This window comes from Bradyrhizobium sp. SZCCHNR1017, assembly GCF_032381375.1.
In the GTDB taxonomy this organism is placed as follows: Bacteria; Pseudomonadota; Alphaproteobacteria; order Rhizobiales; family Xanthobacteraceae; genus Bradyrhizobium.
Genome location: NZ_JAUHIR010000004.1, coordinates 442,103 through 462,805, shown reverse-complemented (window position 1 = coordinate 462,805; position 20,703 = coordinate 442,103). Strand labels below are relative to the sequence as shown.

12 protein-coding genes are annotated in these 20,703 nt (G+C 64.4%); 11 read left to right on the top strand and 1 reads right to left on the bottom strand.

What is annotated here, in order from left to right:
* Positions 1-488 precede the first annotated feature (488 nt).
* The 3 genes from QW863_RS14270 to QW863_RS14260 all read left to right on the top strand — a co-directional run bounded on the left by QW863_RS14270 (position 489) and on the right by QW863_RS14260 (position 10,685).
* Positions 489-6,800: a VCBS domain-containing protein gene (locus QW863_RS14270; RefSeq protein ID WP_315713707.1), complete on the top strand. Its 6,312-nt coding sequence runs from the start codon at positions 489-491 to the stop codon at positions 6,798-6,800.
* Positions 6,801-6,908: 108 nt separating this feature from the next.
* Positions 6,909-9,134, top strand: coding sequence for an adenylate/guanylate cyclase domain-containing protein (locus QW863_RS14265; protein WP_315713708.1), 2,226 nt, complete (start codon positions 6,909-6,911; stop codon positions 9,132-9,134).
* A gap of 519 nt (positions 9,135-9,653) precedes the next feature.
* A complete protein-coding gene (locus tag QW863_RS14260) occupies positions 9,654-10,685 on the top strand; it encodes a hypothetical protein (protein WP_315713709.1) in 1,032 nt (343 codons plus the stop codon).
* An 85-nt stretch (positions 10,686-10,770) separates the two neighbouring features.
* On the opposite strand, the gene QW863_RS14255 is transcribed toward QW863_RS14260, so the two are convergent.
* On the bottom strand, positions 10,771-12,366 hold the full coding sequence (locus QW863_RS14255) for an ABC transporter substrate-binding protein (protein ID WP_315713710.1): 1,596 nt from the start codon (positions 12,364-12,366) through the stop codon (positions 10,771-10,773).
* Positions 12,367-12,584: 218 nt separating this feature from the next.
* Here QW863_RS14255 and QW863_RS14250 point away from each other — a divergent pair, with 218 nt between their 5' ends.
* From QW863_RS14250 to QW863_RS14215, 8 genes are all read left to right on the top strand, one after another.
* Positions 12,585-14,231, top strand: coding sequence for an ABC transporter substrate-binding protein (locus QW863_RS14250; protein WP_409977920.1), 1,647 nt, complete (start codon positions 12,585-12,587; stop codon positions 14,229-14,231).
* 230 nt (positions 14,232-14,461) lie between these two features.
* Positions 14,462-15,415, top strand: a complete 954-nt coding sequence (locus tag QW863_RS14245; protein ID WP_315713711.1) for an ABC transporter permease — start codon at positions 14,462-14,464, stop codon at positions 15,413-15,415.
* A gap of 2 nt (positions 15,416-15,417) precedes the next feature.
* On the top strand, positions 15,418-16,320 hold the full coding sequence (locus QW863_RS14240) for an ABC transporter permease (RefSeq protein ID WP_315713712.1): 903 nt from the start codon (positions 15,418-15,420) through the stop codon (positions 16,318-16,320).
* Between the two features lie 5 nt (positions 16,321-16,325).
* Positions 16,326-17,375 (top strand): oligopeptide/dipeptide ABC transporter ATP-binding protein, encoded by a 1,050-nt coding sequence (locus tag QW863_RS14235; protein ID WP_315713713.1) that lies wholly within the window; start codon positions 16,326-16,328, stop codon positions 17,373-17,375.
* Positions 17,376-17,403: 28 nt separating this feature from the next.
* Positions 17,404-17,601, top strand: a complete 198-nt coding sequence (locus QW863_RS14230; RefSeq protein WP_009026147.1) for a hypothetical protein — start codon at positions 17,404-17,406, stop codon at positions 17,599-17,601.
* Positions 17,598-19,010, top strand: a complete 1,413-nt coding sequence (locus QW863_RS14225; RefSeq protein ID WP_315713714.1) for an amidase — start codon at positions 17,598-17,600, stop codon at positions 19,008-19,010. The genes QW863_RS14230 and QW863_RS14225 overlap by 4 nt, the downstream gene beginning before the upstream one ends.
* A 254-nt stretch (positions 19,011-19,264) precedes the next feature.
* Positions 19,265-20,248 (top strand): ABC transporter ATP-binding protein, encoded by a 984-nt coding sequence (locus tag QW863_RS14220; RefSeq protein ID WP_315713715.1) that lies wholly within the window; start codon positions 19,265-19,267, stop codon positions 20,246-20,248.
* Between the two features lie 124 nt (positions 20,249-20,372).
* Entirely contained in the window at positions 20,373-20,642 is a 270-nt protein-coding gene (locus QW863_RS14215; RefSeq protein ID WP_315713716.1) for a GlsB/YeaQ/YmgE family stress response membrane protein, read from the top strand.
* Positions 20,643-20,703 lie beyond the last annotated feature (61 nt).

The window sequence follows — 20,703 nt, the reverse complement described above, 5'->3', positions numbered from 1 at the left end:
GACCAAATCGCAGGATTTACGCTGAACGTTGTGTTGCTCCGATGCGACAAATCCTAGCGAAAGCTGAACGATGGTCGCGAAGGTCTGGAGGGTTCGCGGTGAAGTTGTGCTTCGACCTCAGCCGCAGCTCCTGCCAAATTGATGCAATTCGTCGATTCTTGTTCTCCTACCCGCAGTCCTCCACTTGAAATCCGTTGTCAGGGGTAAGCCGGTGCGGATGTTGATGTCGGCAAAGGTATTGGATGGCCTATGAATACTTGGAATTACTTTGATTTTCTGAAGCGACGTGAATTTTGACTTGGCAGGTCTCGGGCGGGGTCAGCTTTAAAGAGGGCAGAAACTCGACAACATCGTAGCGATCCCGCGGAAGCCGCCGTTTTTGGCCACCTGAAGCACAAGCTGAAGGTGGTTCCGCCAGACACTTGCCAGTGATATGCACGCCTTGAACACTCATTCTTATGTATTCATTAACCATAGTCGGTGGCCCCTTGAATTACGCTGGCAATTTTGACGCCGCGCTTTTCTCCGAAGGCCGGGGCGCCTCTTCGCACGGTCACGTGCGGCTGGAGACGCCGCATGCCCATGCGCCGACCGACGCGATCGTCGTTCCGGACGCGCATTTTCTGTTCAATGCCGATTTCAAGCAGTCTGGTCTCGACCTGATCCTGTCGTCCGACGGACGCGAGATGGTGCTGCCGGACTATTTCAAGGGCGAGAAACGCGCGCCGCTGGCCTCGCCGGACGGCGCGCATCTGACCGGCGACCTCGTCAACGCGCTCTCCGGCGCGGTGCAGGTCAGCCAGGCCGGGGCGGCCGCGAGCGTGAGCAAGGTCATCGGCCATGTGACCAAGCTGCAGGGCACCGCGACGGTCATCCGCAACGGCGTTTCGATCCTCCTTCACAACGGCGACAACGTCGAGAAGGGCGACGTCGTCCAGTCCGGCTCGGATTCGACGCTCGGCATCACCTTCATCGACGGCACCGTGTTCGGCCTGTCGTCCAATGCGCGGATGGTGCTGAATGAAATGGTGTACGACCCCAACGGGTCGAACAATTCCTCGCTGATCAGCCTCGTCGCCGGCACGATCTCGTTCGTGGCCGGCGAGACCGCCAAGCACGGCGACATGAAGGTCGACACGCCCGTGGCGACCATGGGCATTCGCGGCACGGCCGTGCTGGTCGAGATCGACTTCACGGTGCCGGGGCAGGGCAGTCTGCCCGATGCCAAGTTCCAGGTGCTGGTCGAGCCCGATGGCCACACCGGCTCCTACGTCCTGTTCGACAAGACGACGCTGCAGCCGATCGCTGTGGTGAATCAGGCCGGACAGCAGATCCAGATCAGCAACGGAATCGTGAATCAGAGCGCTGTCCCGCTCACGCCGGATATCCAGAAGCTCATCAATGACGTCTTCACGCTGAAGTTCACCGACAACAGCAATCCGAAGTCGACGACCCATTTCACCGACATCGGGGTGCCGCAGACGCTGACGCCGCTGACCTTGCCCAATGGCACCAGCGCGACGCCGATCATCCGCGTGGTCGACGACACCGGCGCGACGACCGGGACTGGCCAGACCGGCGAGCAGCTGTCGCACATCCCGGGTCCGCCGGAAGTCAGGATTCTCGATACCGGCGGCCGGCTGATGACGGCTTTCGGAATTATGGAGCGCGCCGGTCAGACCGGGAACGGCGCCGATCTCGACGCCGTGCTCAGTCGCGTCAATTTCGTCGACGTCAATGGCATCGACCGGCCGACGGTGTCCGTCAGTTTCAGTTCCTACGCCTATAAGAGCGCGCAGCAGGCCGACGTCACGGCCTCGTTGAATGCCCTACAATTGCAGGACGTCCTGGCGACCGCGGTGAAGATCACGGTCACGCCCGATCCGAACAACAAGAATTTCGGTACGGCGACGCTGACCTACAGCGTTCCCGACAAGTATTTCGATTTTTTGGCGGCAGGTGAAACGCTGACGCTGACTTACATCGTCCGCGTCGACAACAACTTTGCGCCGTCCAACGAATTCGCTCTGGTCCCGATCACGATCACCGTGACGGGGACCAACGACAAGCCCGAGATCGTCGCGAGCGTCCAGACCATCGCGTTCGAGGGCGGCACCAGCGTGCCCGGCGGCCCGCTGACATCGGACGATCCGACCTCGGGCACGCTGACCTTCAAGGACGTTGATCTCACGGACAGCCATACCGTCTCGGCGAAGCTGACCAGCGCGGTTTTGGAGGGCGGCGGCAGCATTCCGCCGGCCCCGTTCGCGCTGTTCGAACAGGCCCTGACTGCGTCTCTGGCCTCCGACAGCACCGGAAGCGGCACCGGCAAGATCAATTGGAGCTTCGCCAACCTGCCGGTCTATGTCGCGGATTTCATTCCCGCAGGCCAGACGCTGACGCTCACCTACACCGTGACCGTGACGGACTCGCAAGGCGCGACATCGACGCAGACGGTCACGGTGACGATCACCGGCACCGACGATCCGGCGGTGGTCTGGATCGCCACGACGCAGCCTGGCGAGAGCAGCGGGGGGCAGGTTCATCTGTGGAGCGACGGCGCGAACTGGGCAACCGGTCTGGCTCCGACCGCCGATGATGACGTCATCATCATCACCGATCAGCTGCACGGCCTGACGCCGGCCTTTCCGGTGACGGTCGACGACGACGCCTACGCCTACGCCAAATCGGTCACGCTGAATGATTTCGGCGGCGGCGCCGTTCCGGAGCTCGACAATAACGGCACGCTGACGATCAGCGGCGCGCTGACGGCCAAGGCCGACTCGCTCATCTACAACTTCTCGGGTGCGACGATCACCGTCGGCGGCTCCGCGCAGATCCTCGAACAAAGCGAGTTTCACAATGCCGGCACCGTGCTGCTGGCTGGCGGCGGCGTGTTCGGGGCGAACGCCGGCATCTTCAACACCGGAACGATCGAGCTGTCCGGCGGTACGCTGACCGTGCATGGTGACGTTGCGAACGCCGATGAGGACAGCTCCGGCCTCATCCAGGTCGACCTGGGCGCGACGCTGACCCTGGAGGGTGGCAGCATCGATGGCGGCACCATTCTGATCCAGGGAATGCCGATCGTTCAGAATCTTGGCACGCTGGAGAACGACGGGCAAACGCCACCGCAAGCCAACGGTCTGCTCGTCCTGAAAGGCGGAGCCGACATCAGCAATGGCCAGCTGACCAATTTCGGCGCGGTCGACGTGTCTGGCGCCGGAAATGCCATCTCGAACGAGATCGTCACGAACGTCGGCCTGATCGACATCAAGGCGGGTGGCGCGCTTGCGCTCGCCAACGACACCAGCATCGACAATACCGACGGTACGATCACGGTCGAAGACGCCGGAACGCTGACCCTGTCACAGGCGCGCGTCAGCGGCGGCACGCTGATCAACGAGTCCGGCGGAGCGGTGGCCCTGATCGGCCACGCCGCGCTGATCGGCGGGACGCTCGACAATTTCGACACGATCGCCGTGTCCGGCAGCGGCAATGCGTTCGAGGACGAGACGATCACGAATGCGAACGCCGCCGCGATCACCATTGCGCTGGCTGGTGCTCTCTCTCTGAGCGGCACGAGCATCGCCGGCGGCGCTATCACCAGCGATGGGACGATCTCCGTCGACGGCGACAGCACGATCGACGGCAGCGCCGTCGCTGGCGGAGAGCTGCTGATCGGCGAGACCGGTCCGCTTGCGGAAATGACGGCGATCCTGACCGTTCAGGGCGGCGCGTCGTTGACCGATGTCGACATCACGATCGGCGACGGCTCGACGCTCGAGGTTGCTGCAGACGAGACCGCGACCCTGGCCGGTGTCACCGTCGACAATTCCGGCACAGTCCAGGTGGACGAAGCCGCACTGCTGCTGATCGAGCAGAGCACCATCACCGGCGGCGATCTCGTCAACCACGGCATCGTGCATGTCGAGACCGCGGCTGCGACGACCTTCGACAATGTCACCATCGACAACACCGGCGGCCAGATCATCATCGATGAGGACGGCACGGTCCCGGTGGCGTCGACCCTGGTGCTCGACGGAAGCACGACGATCACCGGCGGCACGTTGGACATTCGGATCGCCGGCACGCTGGAGATTGCCGGCCACGACGTCGTGACCCTTTCGGGCGTGGACGTCGACAATGTCGGCAGAATGACCGTCGATCTCGGTGCGACGCTCGATCTCGCCGGCACCACGGTGAGCGGTGATGGCAATCTCTATATCTATGGCACGATCACGGCGAGCGGCGCGAGCGGACTCAGCGGAACCATCTACAACGACGGCACGATCGAGATCACGGCCGGGACGTTCGAGATCAACGGGGATGTCACCGGCTCGGGGCTGATCAAGGTGGATGCCGACGCGACGCTGACCGTCGCTGGCCACGTCGATCAGGTCATCGACTTCAGCAGCGAAGGAAGCAGCGAGATCGTCATCGACGACGCCAGCTTCTCCGCCAAACTCGCCGGCCTCGGAGCAGACGACAAGATCGATCTCCAGACGATCAAATGGAGTGACGCGACGACGGCGTCCTATGACGCCGAAACGGGCGTGCTCACCGTGATCGACGGCGAAGGGCACAGCATCGCTCTGACCCTCGTCGGAGATTTCAGCGGCCTGCATTTCGCCGGCAGCAAAGACGTGAATGGCGGAACGCTGATCACGTTGACGGCCAAGGACGACGCGCCGGTGGTTACAGATCCCGGCAAGCCGGGTGCATTGACCGAAACGGGGGCTCAGACGGGCTCGTCTGATCTGCAAAGCGTCACGGGGACCATTCATTTCAGCGACGTTGACCTCACAGACCGCCCGACAGCGTCGATCCTTCCTCATGCGCAGAGCGTGACATGGGTCGCGGCCGATGGGCACACCGACTTGTCCGGCCAACTGACGCCGGACCAGATCGCCGCGTTCGAACAGGCGCTGCAACTGAGCCAGGGCGGCAATGCCAACAATGGCAAGGTCGACTGGACCTATGCCATCGCCGACGGCAAGCTCGATTTTCTTGGCGCCGGGCAGACCATCAAGGTCACGACCACGGTGACGCTCGATGATCATCATGAAGGCGGCACTGCGACGTCGACGATCGTCGTCACCATCACCGGCACCAACGATCTGCCGGTCGTAAGGAGCGATGCGCAGGCGGCCATCATCGTGGAGCGTACGGCCGAGTCAGGATCGAGCCTGCTCGACACGGCGAGCGGCACAATCACCTTCACGGACGCGGATGTCACCGACGCGCATGTTCTGAAGGTGATCGGCGACGTCGCGACCTCGGGCAACGACGGCGGCTTGCCGTCGGACATGTCCGTGCTCAAGAGCTGGCTGTCACTCGGTGCGCTCACCGAGTCCGGCAACGGTGCGGGATCGCAGGCCTGGAGCTTCGCTGCCGGCGACAAGGCGTTCGACTATCTCGGAGCCGGCCAGCACGTGACGCTGACCTACACAATCGAGATCGCCGACGACCACGGCGGCGTTCAGAACGTGCCCGTGACCATCACGGTCAATGGCGCAGAGGACGCGCCCGTCATCACCGGCGAGACCAATCCGACCGTGCAGACCGTCGTCCTGGCCGAGCGGGCGACCGTGCTGGCGAGCACCGCCAAGACCAATGCCGAGGGCATGCCGACCGAGACGTTCGATCGCGGGTCGGAGGGCTCGATCTCCGACAACGGGCGCGGTCACGGCAGCTTCTACAGCGAGGCGCTGCACGCGACGTTCACGGCCAGCGGCAATGCGGGAATCGTGCACGGCTCCTCCCCGGTGTCGGCGGCGCCCTACATGGCCGACGGCGCCGACAAGACCAACTATCTCAGCGTCGGCAGCCACGCCCAGGAGACCATCACCTTCGACAGCGTCAAGAACAGCTTCGGGCTGTATTGGGGCTCGGTCGACAGCTACAACAGCATCTCCTTCTACAACGGCAACAAGCTGGTGGCGTCCTACACGGGCAGCGACGTCGCGCCGCTGCTCGCCACTGGCGGGCAGGCGTCGCTGGCCTCGAACGGCTATGTCGAGTTTCTCGGCCTGTCGCCGTTCAACAAGGTGGTGCTCGCCAGCAGCCAGAATGCGTTCGAGCTCGACAATGTTTCGGCCGGCTTCATCGCCGATCAGCCGGTGAAATTGACGAGCGGCATGTCCGGCACCTTGACGGTGCTCGACAGGGATGTCGGCGACACGCTGACCGCTTCGGTGGTCCAGAACGGCGTGATCAAATACAATGGCTTGCCGAGCCTGCCCTCGAACGCCCATGTCCAGGCGCTGGCCGATGCCCACGCGATCACCTTCGACCGCGCGATATCCGATGGCGGCTCCGAGGTGCTGCACTGGACATATCATCCGGCCGATGTGAACCTGGATTTTCTCAATCCCGGTGACACGCTGACCGTGACCTATCAGGCGGACGTCAGCGACGGCCGAGGCGGAACTGCGACCAAGGCGCTGACCGTCACGTTGGCCGGCAACGGCGCATCGACGATCAACGGCACGGACCAGAACGACAATTTCGTCAATGTCGGCGGCGGCGTGACGATCTTCGGCAAGGACGGCAACGACACCTTCGTCTTCAACCCGCATTTCGGCAGCGCCACGATCGGCGATTTCGATCTCAACAAGGACATCGTCGAGCTCGATCATTCGCTGTTTGCCAGCGTCGAAGCGATGGTCGCTGCCGCGCGGTCGGCCAATGGCGGCCACGACACCGTCATCACCGATGCGGTGCATGATACGCTCACGCTCAAGGGGGTGACGTTGGATCAATTCAAGGCGCATCACGACGGTTTCCACCTCGTCTGAGCCCGCACGTCCGTCTGCGATGCGGGCGCCGGCGTTGCCAAGCCGAGCGCTCTTTGGAGACGATCAGACGCCTCGGATCGCCCGCCTCGGCGTGATATCGGATGCTGCATGAAGCGATTGAGAGCAGTTCCTCGATGGTTCGCACGCAAGTTCGGCTTTGCGCGCCTGATGTGCCTGGTGCTGCTGGTCGCCTTCGCGGCGCTGCGCGCTGCCGATCCCGCGCCGATGCAGGAGCTACGCCTCCGCGCCTTCGACAACTTCCAGGCGTTCAGCCCCCGGGTCAAGACGATGCGCCCGGTCACCATCGTCGACATCGATGAGAAGAGTGTCGCCGACCCCAAGCTCGGTCAGTGGCCATGGCCGCGGACGCGGATCGCCGAGATCGTCGACAAACTGACGCAGCTCGGCGCGCTTGTCATCGCCTTCGACGTCGTGTTCGCCGAGCCGGACCGGCTGAATCCCGCGATTGCAGCTGAGACCTTTCCCAGCCTCGACGAAGCGACGCGCGAAAAGCTGAGGGCGCTGCCGTCGAACGATCAGGTGCTCGCCGATTCCCTGCGCCGGTCGCGCGTCGTCCTCGGCGAGACGGCGAGCCGCGACGTGCGGGCCGAACCCGACAAAACGCTGCCGGAGACCGGATTTGCGATGGTAGGGGAGCCCATCCCCTTCATGGAGCCGTTCCCGGGGCTGTTGCGCAACGTGCCGCTGATCGAGCATGCGGCGGCCGGCCGGGGCCTGTTCACGATCGAGCCGGAGCGCGACGGCATCGTCCGCCGGGTGCCCATGGTCATGCGAGCCCAGGACATCAAGATGCTGGCGCTGAGCTTCGAAATGCTGCGGGTCCTGACCGGGTCCGGCACTGTTCTGGTCAAGGCCGATCCAGGCGGTATCACCAGCATCGGGCTGGGCAGCGTTCACATTCCGACTGACGGCAACGGCAAGATCTGGGTCCATTACGCCAATCATGACCCATCCATCTATGTCTCCGCCATCGACGTGCTCGAGGGCCGCGTACCACCGGAGAAGATCGCGAGGAAGCTGATCCTGATCGGGCCATCCGCGATTGGCCTGAATGACATCAAGACAACACCTGTCTATTCGGCGATGCCGGGCGTCGAGGTGCACGCCCAGGTGCTGGAGTCGGTGCTCACCGGGTCGATCCTGGCGCGGCCTTATTGGGGCGTCGTGGTCGAGTTCTTTGGCGCGCTCCTGCTAGGGCTGCTCGTCATCGTCTTCGCTCCGCAGCTCGGCGCCATTACGCTGGTGATCGTGGGAGCGGTGTTCGCGAGCGCGCTGCTTGGCCTGTCTTGGTACTTCTACACCCAGCACCGGCTCCTGATCGACTTCACCTATCCGATGCTGTCGACGACGGCGATCTATCTGACGCTGATCTTCGCCAATTTCGTCCGCGAGCAGAATCAGCGCCGGCAGATGCGCTCGGTGTTCGGGCAATATCTGTCGCCGGTGCTGGTCGAGCAGCTTGCCCAATCGCCGCCGACGCTGGGCGGCGAGGAGCGCGAGATCACGGTGATGTTCTCGGACGTGCGCGGCTTCACCACGATCTCGGAGAGCTACAAGCACGATCCGCAGGGCTTGACGCAGCTGATGAACCGCTTCCTCACGCCGCTGACCAACGCCATCATCGCCCGCAAGGGCTATGTCGACAAATACATGGGCGACGCCATCATGGCGTTCTGGAACGCGCCGCTCGCCGACAAGGATCATCAGATCAATGCCTGCGAGGCGGCGCTCGACATGCTCGAGCGGATCGATCAGGTGAACGGCGAACGCGAGCAGGAGGCCGAGCATGGCGGCCACGTCTACATTCCGCTCAAGGTCGGCATCGGCCTCAACACCGGCATCGGCGTGGTCGGCAACATGGGCTCCGACCTGAAGTTCAACTATTCGGCGCTTGGCGACAGCGTCAACCTCGCGTCGCGCCTGGAGGGCCAGACCAAGGAGTACGGCTTTCCGATCATCGTCGGCTCGGCGACTGCGATGGCCGTGAAGGACCGGCTCGCGATTCTCGAGCTCGACTTCATCATGGTCAAGGGTAAGACCGAGCCGGAGGTGATCTACGCCATCACCGGCCGCGAGGACGTGATGTACTCCGAGCGCTTCCAGTTGCTCCGCAACCTCACCATCGAGATGCTGGCGAGCTATCGCAGCCGCGATTGGGAAGGGGCGCTGGCCGCGATCGAGCGCGGCCGCAAGAGCGACCAGGGACAAGACTTGGCCAAGCTTTATGATCTCTACGACGCACGCATCCGCAACTACCAGGTCAATCCGCCGCCCGAGGATTGGAACGGGGCGTACGCACTGCTGACGAAGTAGCCGGTGCTCCGTTCCCGAGTTCGCATCATGTCGCGGCGGCCTCGTTGGCCAGGTCCGGTGCCCGCGCGATGAGTATGCTCATCATTTGCAGACCACATAAGCCGAATAGGGCGGGCAACGCTTGCTGCGCTCTTCCGTGCCGGGGACGGGGCGGGTGGAGTGCCGTGGCGGGAGGCTTCGCTTGGCACGCGGCAGCTTGCCCGCATCGTGCTTCGATGACGATGGGATGAAGGGGGTTCCAGGCCCATTGGATGATGTCTGGGCGTCCACCGCCGCGAGCTTGCCGATGAATGCGAGCGACAGGATGACGAGCTTGACCGAACGATAGCGCGCTCCAGTCTGCGGGACGGGTATAAGGATAGCGCAATCGAGCAGGCGTCGAGCGCATCGCGTTTGTTGCGAGGTTGCAACAGCGGGATAAGAAGCAACTTGTGTCATGTGACGTCGATTGCACGAAACTGCGCGTGCTTGTAGCATGTTTCTACTCAAGATAGAAAGTGCTGCAGATGGGGGGCATCGATGCAGTCTTCTGAGGACGGGAGTGCGGCCGGTTTGACGCAGGGCAGGCCGGCACGGGGTGCGATCAAGCGTTTCACTCTACCAGTTGCGGGCAACCTCATTGCTGCTGTGGCTTGTGTGCTCGGGGCCGGCGCGGTGTCGGCCGCGGATCTCCCGGTCAAGGCGCCGCCTCCGCCGGTCTCGTTGTGGGAGTTCGAGGTCGGCGCCCGCTATTTCTACAGTTCGGGCCGCACCCGCTACACGTTGGGCGATCCTTTCGTCGCTGGCCAAACCAATTCTCTGCTGACCTACAAGAATCTCAACAGCCATGCCGGCGAGGGGTTCGCCAGGGCCGATCACAGTTTGGGTTTCTTCGCCAAGGGCTTTGCGGGCGGTGGCAACATCTTCAGCGGCAGGCTCAACGACGAAGACTTCCCGCCGGCCGTCATTCCGTACTCGAATACGGACAGCAGCGTGAACAGCGGCAGGCTTTGGTACGGCACGATCGACGCCGGCTACAATTTCTGGAGGGGGCCGGCGTTCAAGGTCGGCGGCTTCGTCGGCTACAATCATTTCTACGAAACCGTGAACGCATACGGATGTACCCAGGTCGCGACCAATCCGTTTATCTGTGGTCTCGATCCTGTTGCGGGGGGCGTGCTGGTGCTCAGCAAGACCGAGAACTGGGATTCGCTCCGCGTGGGGTTGAACGGCGTCTTCAAGCTCGGCCAGAACTGGAACGTCACCCTCGATGGCGCCGTTCTGCCCTATGTCCGGCTGAGCGGATTCGACAATCACTGGCTGCGGCCCGACATCAATCCGCTTCCGCAATCTGGAAATGGCTGGGGCTACCAGCTCGAGGGCATTGTGTCATACGACGTGACGAGAAATTTCAGCGTCGGCGTCGGTGGCCGCTATTGGTACGCCCGGACGACCAGTGGGACCACCCAATTTCCTGGAGTCCCGGGGTCGCCCACGACCTTCAGCTACGAGCGGTACGGCGGCTTTCTCCAGGCCTCCTACAAGTTTGACTCGGGCGCCTTCGGGAAATGAAATACTGGCTATCGTGCTGAGGAGGAAGCCCGGCAAAACGCCGGGCTTCTTTCTTTGCGAGCGCGACGGCAGCCGGCCCGGTCAGTTATTCCGCCCCGATCGTCGTCAGGTCCTGGAACCAGTGTTGCGCCTGCACGAACTTCTTGACCTTCGGCGATAGCGCGTGCGGGTTGGTGTCGTGCACGACCCAGACCAGCACCGCATCGTCGACCACAGCCGCATGCGCCTGCGCGATCAACTCGTCCTGCTTGGCCGGATCGAACGTCTGCTTGGCTTCAGCAATCAGCGCATCGACCTTGGGATTCTTGTAGCCGCCCCAGTTGACGCCAACGGGCGCGATCTGGTCGGAGGCGAAGAAGCGGACGATCGCGTAGAGCGGGTCCGATGTGACATAGGCGATGTTGTTGGCGGTGATGCCGGCGTTCATCTCGTCGGCGGCGCCCTTGCGCCAATGCGTGTACAGCGTCTCCAACTCGACGACCTTGAAGTCGATGTCGATGCCGATCTCCTTGAAGCTCTGCTGCAGATATTCGTTCATCGGCAGCGACAGCATCTGGCCGGTGCCGCCCTGCGCGATGATGAAGGTCGTCTTCAGCGGCTTGGCTGGCGAATAGCCGGCTTCCTCGACCAGCTTCTTGGCGGTGGCGAGATCGTATTTCAGCTCGAAGCTCGGCTTGCCGAACCACGGGCTCGACGGGTCGACCTGGCCCTTGGCGGGCTTGGCGAGGCCGTTCATCAGCCCGACCACTTCGTCGCGATTGATCGCGAGATTGAGCGCCTTGCGCAGGCGGATGTCGGTCCAGGGCGAGCCCGGCAGCACGCTGAGATGATAGTTCCAGACATGCGGTGTGACGTTGTCGACGAGCTTCATGCCGGCCGCCTTGAGCTGCGGCACGGCGTCCGGCGCCGGCGTCTCGATCAGATCGACCTGGCCGGCGAGCAGCGCGTTGGTGCGGGTCAGCGCTTCCGGCATCGGCACGAGCACGAGCTTGTCCGTCTTCGGCAGCCGGTCCTTGTTCCAATATTCGGAATTCTTGGTGAGCTCCGCGAGCTCGCGCGGCACCAGTCTGGTCAGCTTGAATGGTCCCGTGCCGGAGGGCTGACTGGCGAACTTGTCCCAATCCTTGCCGAGCTTCTCGTACTGCGCCGGGCTCGAAATCAGGAACCACAGCATCTGATAGGGGAAGAAGGAGTCGACCGTCTTGGTGGTGATCTCGATCGTGGAGTCGTCGATCTTGGCGTAGCTCGCGACTGAGGGAAGGCGTGTTTTGACCTGCGCGCTCTGCCGCTTGTCGAACTGCGGTGCCTTATCGTTGAGCACCTTGTCCAGATTCCAGATCACCGCATCGGCATTGAAGTCGCTGCCATCGTGGAACTTGACCCCCTTGCGCAGGGTGAAGCGCCATTTGGTCTTGTCGGCCTCGTCGATCTTCCATTCGGTGGCGAGGCCGGGAATGAGCTTGCCCGGTCTGTCGGCGATGCTCATGTCCCAGGCCACCAGCGGATCATAGATCGTGTAGCCGGTAAACTGATAGGCGCCGGCGCCGCGATCGGGCTGGCCCGTCGTCAGCGGAATGTCCGCCATCGAGATGCCGTAGCGCAGAACCGTTTCGGCCCGCGCCGCGACCGCGGAAAGACTGAGCGCGAGCGCAGTGGCGAGTAATGAGAATCGGATACGCATGAAGATGAAGCTCCGTTGAAACCGGATCAAATTCGACGCGCAAGACCTGCAATCGGGGTGCCAAGCCTCTGACCGGATCGTTCGAGCACAAACGGTTGTGACCTCGCGTCGCAGGCACGAGATCGGGAGCACCGCTGGCATAGGCGTTGCATAATGCTGCCCAGAATTTAGCCAGCGGATCGGAGACCTTGATCGTGCTTTTGCGTATTGCGACCTCAATGACGACGCGCGTGGCCGTTGCGGCCGCCATGATGACCAGCGCTGCCATCCTCGTGCTGCCGGCGCAGGCGGGCGCGGAAACCGTATTGCGCATCGGCATGACTGCCGCAGACATTCCGCGCACGCTCGGCCAGCCCGATCAGGGCTTCGAGGGCAACCGCTTCACCGGCCTCACGATGTACGACGCGCTGACGATGTGGGACCTGTCGTCGGCGGACAAGCCGAGCGTCGTCATTCCCGGCCTCGCCACCGAGTGGAAGGTCGACGATGCCGACAAGACCAAGTGGACGTTCAAGCTGCGTCCCGGCGTCACCTTCCATGACGGCGCGCCGTTCAATGCCGACGCCGTGGTGTGGAACGTCGAGAAGGTGCTGAAGCAGGACGCGCCGCAGTTCGATCCGAGCCAGGTCGGCGTCACCGCCTCGCGCATGCCGACGCTGGCATCGGCGCGCAAGATCGACGATCTCACCGTCGAACTGACGACGAAGGAGCCGGACAGCTTCCTGCCGATCAACCTCACCAATCTGTTCATGGCGAGCCCGACGAAGTGGCAGAAACTCTATGAGTCCGCGACCGGCGCCGACGACAAGGCGAAGTCGCAAGCCGCCTGGGCCGCCTTCGCCAAGGATGCCTCGGGCACCGGTCCGTGGAAGATGGCGAAGTTCACGCCGCGCGAGCGGCTGGAGCTGGTCAAGAACGATGCCTATTGGGACAAGGCGCGTGTGCCCAAGGCCGACAAGATGATCCTGCTGCCGATGCCCGAGGCGAACGCGCGCACCGCGGCGCTGCTGTCCGGACAGGTCGACTGGGTCGAGGCGCCGGCGCCGGATGCGCTGCCGGAGATCAAGCAGCGCGGCTTCAAGCTCTACGCCAACGAGCAGCCGCATGTCTGGCCCTGGCAGTTCTCGCGCGTCGAAGGCTCGCCGTGGAACGACATCCGCGTTCGCAAGGCTGCCAACCTCTGCATCGATCGCGAGGGCCTGCGCGACGGCCTGCTTGCCGGACTGATGGTGCCGGCGACCGGAACCTTCGAGAAGGGCCATCCCTGGCGCGGCAACGTCACCTTCGAGATCAAGTACGACAAGGCGGCCGCGCAGAAGCTGATGCAGGAGGCCGGCTACGGCCCGAACAAGAAGCTCGAGGTCAAGACGCAGACGTCGGCGTCGGGCTCGGGCCAGATGCAGCCGCTGCCGATGAACGAATATCTGCAGCAGGCACTGGCCGAGTGCTATTTCGACGTCAAGCTCGACGTCATCGAGTGGAACACGCTGTTCACCAACTGGCGTCGCGGCGCCAAGGATCCGTCCGCCAACGGCGCCAACGCCACCAACGTCACCTACGCGGCGATGGACCCCTTCTTTGCGCTGGTGCGCTTCCTGCAGTCCTCGATGGCGCCGCCGGTCTCCAACAACTGGGGTTTCATCAACAACCCGAAGTTCGATGAGCTGGTGAAGAAGGCGCGCCAGACTTTCGATCCGGCCGAGCGCGACAAGGCGCTGGCGGAGCTGCATGCGGCGTCGGTCGATGACGCGGCGTTCCTCTACGTGGCGCACGACGTCGGCCCGCGCGCGATGAGCCCGAAGGTGAAGGGCGTGGTGCAGCCGAAGAGCTGGTTCATCGACTTCTCGCCGATCTCGGTGGAGTAGCCGTTCGCGTGGTGGAGTATTTGTCCACGTTCGCAGGCTGATCTCGCCGCTTGCCCCGCTGCGCTCCCTCCCCCCTTGTGGGGGAGGGGTGGGGAGGGGGGTACTCCGGCGGCAGTTTTTGTGTGGACCCCCACCCCCCACCCCTCCCCGCAAGGGGGAGGGGAGCTTTCTTGGTGCCGCTTGTATCTCGCGACTCTCCGCCGATGAGGAGAGGCTTATGAAGGTGACTCGTGCTCTCTTATGCTGCCAGGCGGATGGTCTATGCGATCCCGATCATCATCGGCGTCGCGCTCGTCTGCTTCATGCTCGTTCACATCACGCCGGGTGATCCGCTCGTTGCGGTGCTGCCGGCCGACGCGTCGCAGGAGCTGGCACAGCAGCTGCGCGTGGCCTATGGCTTCGACAAGCCGCTGCCGGTGCAGTTCGGGCTGTGGTTGTGGCGCGCCGTCAATGGCGATCTCGGCAGCTCGATCGCCACCGGCCGTCCCGTGCTCGCCGAGGTGCTGCGCGCCGTGTCCAACACCGTGACGCTGGCGATCGCCGCCGCCATCATCGGTTTCTCGCTCGGCCTGTTCTTCGGCCTCGTCGCCGGCTATTTCCGCGACAGCTGGATCGACAAGGTGGCGACGTCCATTGCGATCGCCGGCGTATCGCTGCCGCACTACTGGCTCGGCATGGTGCTCGTCATCATCTTCTCGGTCGAGCTGAACTGGCTGCCTGCGGTCGGCGCCGGTCCGTCCGGCTCGGGCGCATGGTCGTGGGACTGGGCCCATATCCGCTTCCTGGTCCTGCCCGCGATCACCACCTCGGTGATTCCGATGGGCATCATCACGCGCACCGTGCGTGCGCTGACCGGCGACATCCTCAGCCAGGATTTCGTCGAGGCGCTGCGCGCGAAGGGCCTGCGCGAAACCCAGGTGTTCCGCCACGTGCTGAAGAATGCCGCGCCGACCGCCCTGGCGGTCATGGGCCTGCAGCTCGGCTACATGCTGGGCGGCTCGATCCTGATCGAGACTGTGTTCTCGTGGCCCGGCTCGGGTCTGCTGTTGAACTCGGCGATCTTCCAGCGCGACCTGCCGCTCTTGCAGGGCACGATCCTGGTGCTGGCGATGTTCTTCGTCATCCTCAATCTCGTGGTCGACATCGCGCAGGCCGCGATCGATCCGCGCATCAAGCGAGGCTAACGATGAGCGTCAGTACCCCCGGCGCCCTCAACGACGCCTCGCTGCAGGCCGCGCCGATCGCGAACGCACGCGGCTATTGGGCGACCGTCGGTCGCCGGATCGTCCGCGACAAGCTCAGCATGGTCTGCGTCGCGATTCTGCTGCTGATCTTTCTCTCCGCGCTGCTCGCGCCCTATCTGCATCTCGCGGATCCCTATCAGGGCTCGATGATTCGGCGCCTGCGCCACATCGGCACGCCGAACTATCCGCTCGGCACCGACGAGCTGGGACGCGACATGCTGGCGCGGCTGATCTATGGCGGCCGGCTGTCGCTGCTGATCGGCATCTCGCCCGTGATCCTCGCCTTCGGCATCGGCACGATGCTCGGCCTCGTCGCCGGCTATGTCGGCGGCTGGGTCAACACCGCGATCATGCGCACCATCGACGTGTTCTACGCCTTCCCCTCGGTGCTTCTGGCGATCGCGATCTCGGGCGCGCTCGGCGCCGGGATCACCAACTCCATCGTGTCGCTGACCATCGTGTTCGTGCCGCAGATCACCCGCGTCGCCGAGAGCGTCACCACGGGTGTGCGCAATCGCGATTTCGTCGAGGCCGCGCGCGCCTCGGGCGCGAACGCGTTCACGATCATGCGCGCGCACATGCTTGGCAACGTGCTCGGACCGATCTTCGTCTATGCGACGGGGCTGATCTCGGTGTCGATGATCCTCGCGGCCGGTCTTTCGTTCCTTGGTCTCGGCACCAAGCCGCCGGAGCCGGAATGGGGCTTGATGCTGAACACCTTGCGTACGGCGATCTACGTCAATCCCTGGGTGGCGGCGCTGCCGGGCGTGATGATCTTCGCTGTCTCCATCTGCTTCAACCTGCTCAGCGACGGCCTGCGTAGCGCGATGGACATCCGGAGCTGAGAGGCATGAATGAAGCATCGGAAGTCACCGGACTGCAGCCGATCGAGGACCTCGGCGGCAAGGCGCAGCCGCTGCTGCGGGTCGATGGCCTGACGAAACACTTCCCGGTCCGTGGCGGCCTGTTCGGCGCGCGCAAGACGGTGCGCGCCGTCGACGACGTCTCGTTCGTCATCGGCAAGGGCGAGACGGTCGGCATCGTCGGCGAGTCCGGCTGCGGCAAGTCCACCACGGCGCGGCTCCTGATGCATCTGATGGACCGCGATGCCGGCGAGATCATCTTCGACGGCCGGCAGGTCGGCCACGAGATGTCGTTGCGCGAGCTCAGGCGCGGCATGCAGATGGTGTTCCAGGACTCCTATGCCTCGCTCAATCCGCGGCTGACGATCGAGGAGTCGATTGCATTCGGGCCGAAGGTGCACGGCATGACCGACACTGCGGCGCGTGCGCTGGCGCGCGAGCTGCTCGGCAAGGTCGGCCTGAGGCCCGAGACCTTCGCCAACCGTTATCCGCACGAGATCTCCGGCGGCCAGCGCCAGCGCGTCAACATCGCCCGTGCACTCGCTTTGTCGCCGCGACTGGTGATCCTCGACGAGGCGGTGTCGGCGCTCGACAAGTCGGTCGAGGCGCAGGTGCTGAACCTGCTGATGGACCTGAAGCGCGAGTTCGGCCTGACCTATCTGTTCATCAGCCACGACCTCAACGTCATCAACTACATTTCCGACCGCGTGCTGGTGATGTATCTCGGCGAGGTCGTCGAGCTCGGTCCGGTCGAGCAGGTCTGGGCCAGGCCGGCGCATCCCTATACACGGGCGCTGCTGGCGGCGATGCCGTCCTCCGATCCCGACAGGCGCACGGAGGAGCCGCCGCTGTCTGGGGATCCACCCAACCCGATCGATCCGCCCGCCGGCTGCCGCTTCCACACCCGCTGTCCATTTGCCGAGGCGCCATGCGCGAATGTCGCGCCAAGATTGACGGAGCTGGATACAATGGGCCATCAGGCCGCCTGCCACATGGCGATCCCAGGCTCGGGACACAGCCGGGCGCCGGCCGCCTGACGGGCAGACACCAGCAGTGAGAAGCGGAATGACCAGACCCACGCCCCAGCAAGTCAGTGCCATCGCGGAGGCCTCCGGCCTGCCGGTCGACAAGGAGGTTGCCACCCGCATCGCCGACTCGATCGGACCGGCCTTCGACAACTTCGCCGCGGTTGCCGGTACACTCCCATTCGACCTGGAGCCGGCGAGCTACGTCCTGGCGCAGACGCTGAAGGTGGGCCGATGAGCACCGAACCTGCCTTGATGACCCTGACCGACGTCGCGAAGGCGATTGCGGACAGGAAGCTCTCTTCGGTCGAGGTGACGCGCTCCTGCCTGCATCGCATCGCGCAGTGGCAGCCGAAGCTGAACGCCTTCATGGCGATCGAATCCGAGCCGGCGCTGAAGGCCGCCGCCGAAGCCGATGCAGCGCTCGCCAAGGACGGCCCCAAGGGCCCGCTGCACGGCGTTCCGCTTGCGCACAAGGACATGTATTACGAGGCCGGCCACATCTCGACCTGCGGCTCGCTGATTCGGCGCGACTTCGTCGCAACGACGACCTCGACCGCGCTGCAGCGGCTGAAGGATGCCGGTTCGATCCGGCTCGGCACCCTGCAGATGGCCGAATTCGCCTATGGCCCGACGGGACACAACGCGCATTACGGTCCGGTGCACAATCCCTGGAAGCTCGGCTACGTCACCGGTGGCTCGTCGTCCGGCTCCGGCTCGGCGGTCGGCGCGCGCCTGACCTTCGCGGCACTCGGCTCCGATACCGGCGGCTCGATCCGCATGCCCGCGAATTTCTGCGGCGTCACCGGCCTGAAGGTGACCTGGGGCCGCGTCAGCCGCGCCGGTGCGATGCCGCTGTCGCAGTCGCTCGACACGGTCGGGCCGCTGGCGCAGACCGCGGAGGATTGTGCGCTGATCCTTGGGCTGATGGCTGGTCCCGATCCCGAGGATCCCACCGCCAGCGCGGCGCCCGTGCCGGACTATGTCGCCGCCACCCAGGCCTCGATCAAGGGTCTCAGGATCGGCGTGCCCAAGGCGTTCTATGTCGACGACCTCGATCCTGAGGTGGCGCGCTGTCTCGATGCGACGATCGCGGTGCTGAAGACCGAGGGCGCCGATGTGGTTCAGGTCGAGCTGCCGGATCAGCGCCAGCTCACCGCAGCCTGCCAGCTCGTGCTAGCGGTCGAGGCGGCCGCCTTCCACAAGCGCTGGATGATCGAGCGTCCGCAGGACTATGGCCCGCAGGTGCTGATGCGGCTGCAGAACGCTCTGGCCGTCTCCGGCGTCGCCTATCTGGAAGCGCTGCGTTGGCGCGGTGCGGCGCTGGCGGCGCATGTCGCGGCAACCTCTGGCGTCGATGCCGTGATCGCGCCGGTGTCGCCGCTGGTGACGCCCTCGATCGCCGAGAGCGATGTCGGCGGCGCGCCGGGCGCGGAAGCCGTGATCCAGCGCATCACCCGCTTCACCCGCCCGGTGAACTATCTCGGCCTGCCGTCGCTGGCGATCCCGACCGGCTTCACGTCGACGGGGCTTCCTGTCGGCATGCAATTGATCGGCCGCTCCTTCGATGAGGCTACGATTCTGACCATCGGCGCCGCCTTCCAGCGCGCGACTGATTTCCACGCCAGGGTGCCGACGCTGCCATGAGGGAGACCTGTGTATCCCGCTCGATGGTCTCACCCTCCCCTGGAGGGGGAGGGTCGATTGCGCATCTCATGCGCAATCGGGGTGGGGTGACGGTCTCTCCCCTTGGAAGCGAGTCCATGGAGGGGCTGTCACCCCACCCCGTCTCGCATTCCGCTGCGCTTCATGCGAGCCGACCCTCCCCCTCCAGGGGAGGGGCGCAGCTCACTTCGCAATTGGCCACGGCATTCCTGACGGCAAGGTGAGATAGCCTCCCCATGACCAACCTCGTCGAGATCGACAATCTCACCATCCGCTTCACCGGCGAGCGCACCGTGCATGCGGTGAACGATGTCAGCCTGTCGCTCGGCGATGGCGAGGTGCTCGGCCTGCTCGGCGAGTCCGGCTCGGGCAAAAGCGTGACCATGCGGGCGCTGATGCGGCTGTTGCCGAATAAGCGGACGCAGATCTCCGGCAGTGTCAAGGTGCTGGGCCGCGACGTGCTGGCGATGAACGGCGAGGAGCTGTCGCAGTTTCGCGGCCGCTCCGTGTCGATGATCTTCCAGGAGCCGGGGCTTGCGCTCGATCCGGTCTACACCATCGGCCGGCAGATCGCCGAGACCGTGATGCGGCACGAGGGCAAGAGTTTTGCGGAAGCGCAGGCGCGGGCGCTGGAGATGCTCGACGTCGTCAGGATTCCCTCGGCCAAGCGTCGCCTGGAGTCCTATCCGCACGAGATGTCCGGCGGCATGCGCCAGCGCGCGATGATCGCGCTGGCGCTGGCGTGCCGGCCGAAAGTGCTGCTGGCCGACGAGCCGACCACCGCACTCGACGCCACCGTCCAGATCCAGATCCTGCTGCTGCTGCGCGAACTGCAGCGCGAGTTCGGCATGTCCGTCATCTTCGTCACCCACGACATCGGCGTCGCGATCGAGATCTGCGACCGCCTCGCCGTGATGTATGCCGGAGAGATCGTGGAGCAGGGCAGCTTGCGCGAAATCGTGCGCCAACCCGTGCACCCCTATGCGCGCGGCCTGCTGGCTTCGACGATCCATGGTGCCAGGCGCGGCGAGCGGCTGCAGACCATTCCGGGCACGCCACCCTCGCTCGACCGGGCGCCGCAGAGCTGCTCGTTCGCACCACGCTGCGGCCTGGCGCAGCCGCGCTGCTCGGAGGCGATGCCGCCGAACATTGCGCTCGGACCACAGCGGCTGGCGCGCTGCGTCCTGGCCGAGGCGCCGGCAAGTGTGGCGGCAACGTAACGGTTCGCCCGAAACGCGCTCCTCACCGGCCGAAACCGTCCATCGCGTGTCGAAGCGTCGCAACGGCCTCGCTAAGGTGCTGCCACGCATGGGACCGATCGTCCGCGCTGGATGAGGACACGCCATGCACGTATCGAACGAAGGTATCCTGGTCATTCTGTTCGTTGGCCTGGTTGCAGGCTGGCTGGCCGGCAAGATCGTCCGCGGCACCGGCTTCGGGCTGGTCGGCGACATCGTGATCGGCGTGCTCGGCGCCTTGGTCGCAAGCCTGATCTTCCCGCGGCTTGGCGTCCGGATCGGCACCGGCCTCGTGTCGGAAATCGTCTATTCCGCGCTCGGCGCCATCATTCTCCTGCTGGTGGTGCGGCTGGTGCGGACCGGCGGGCGGCTCTAGGACTTGCGATCCGGCGTGGCTGAACGTTTGCACCGCGCCACGCGACATACCCCAGCACATA

Bases quoted from the DNA above. Each gene is read 5' to 3' on its own strand.
- QW863_RS14265 (WP_315713708.1), top strand. From the start codon at position 6,909: ATGAAGCGATTGAGAGCAGTTCCTCGATGGTTCGCACGCAAGTTCGGC.
- QW863_RS14260 (WP_315713709.1), top strand. From the start codon at position 9,654: ATGCAGTCTTCTGAGGACGGGAGTGCGGCCGGTTTGACGCAGGGCAGG.
- QW863_RS14255 (WP_315713710.1), bottom strand. From the start codon at position 12,366: ATGCGTATCCGATTCTCATTACTCGCCACTGCGCTCGCGCTCAGTCTT.
- QW863_RS14250 (WP_409977920.1), top strand. From the start codon at position 12,585: ATGACGACGCGCGTGGCCGTTGCGGCCGCCATGATGACCAGCGCTGCC.
- QW863_RS14240 (WP_315713712.1), top strand. From the start codon at position 15,418: ATGAGCGTCAGTACCCCCGGCGCCCTCAACGACGCCTCGCTGCAGGCC.
- QW863_RS14235 (WP_315713713.1), top strand. From the start codon at position 16,326: ATGAATGAAGCATCGGAAGTCACCGGACTGCAGCCGATCGAGGACCTC.
- QW863_RS14230 (WP_009026147.1), top strand. From the start codon at position 17,404: ATGACCAGACCCACGCCCCAGCAAGTCAGTGCCATCGCGGAGGCCTCC.
- QW863_RS14225 (WP_315713714.1), top strand. From the start codon at position 17,598: ATGAGCACCGAACCTGCCTTGATGACCCTGACCGACGTCGCGAAGGCG.
- QW863_RS14220 (WP_315713715.1), top strand. From the start codon at position 19,265: ATGACCAACCTCGTCGAGATCGACAATCTCACCATCCGCTTCACCGGC.
- QW863_RS14215 (WP_315713716.1), top strand. From the start codon at position 20,373: ATGCACGTATCGAACGAAGGTATCCTGGTCATTCTGTTCGTTGGCCTG.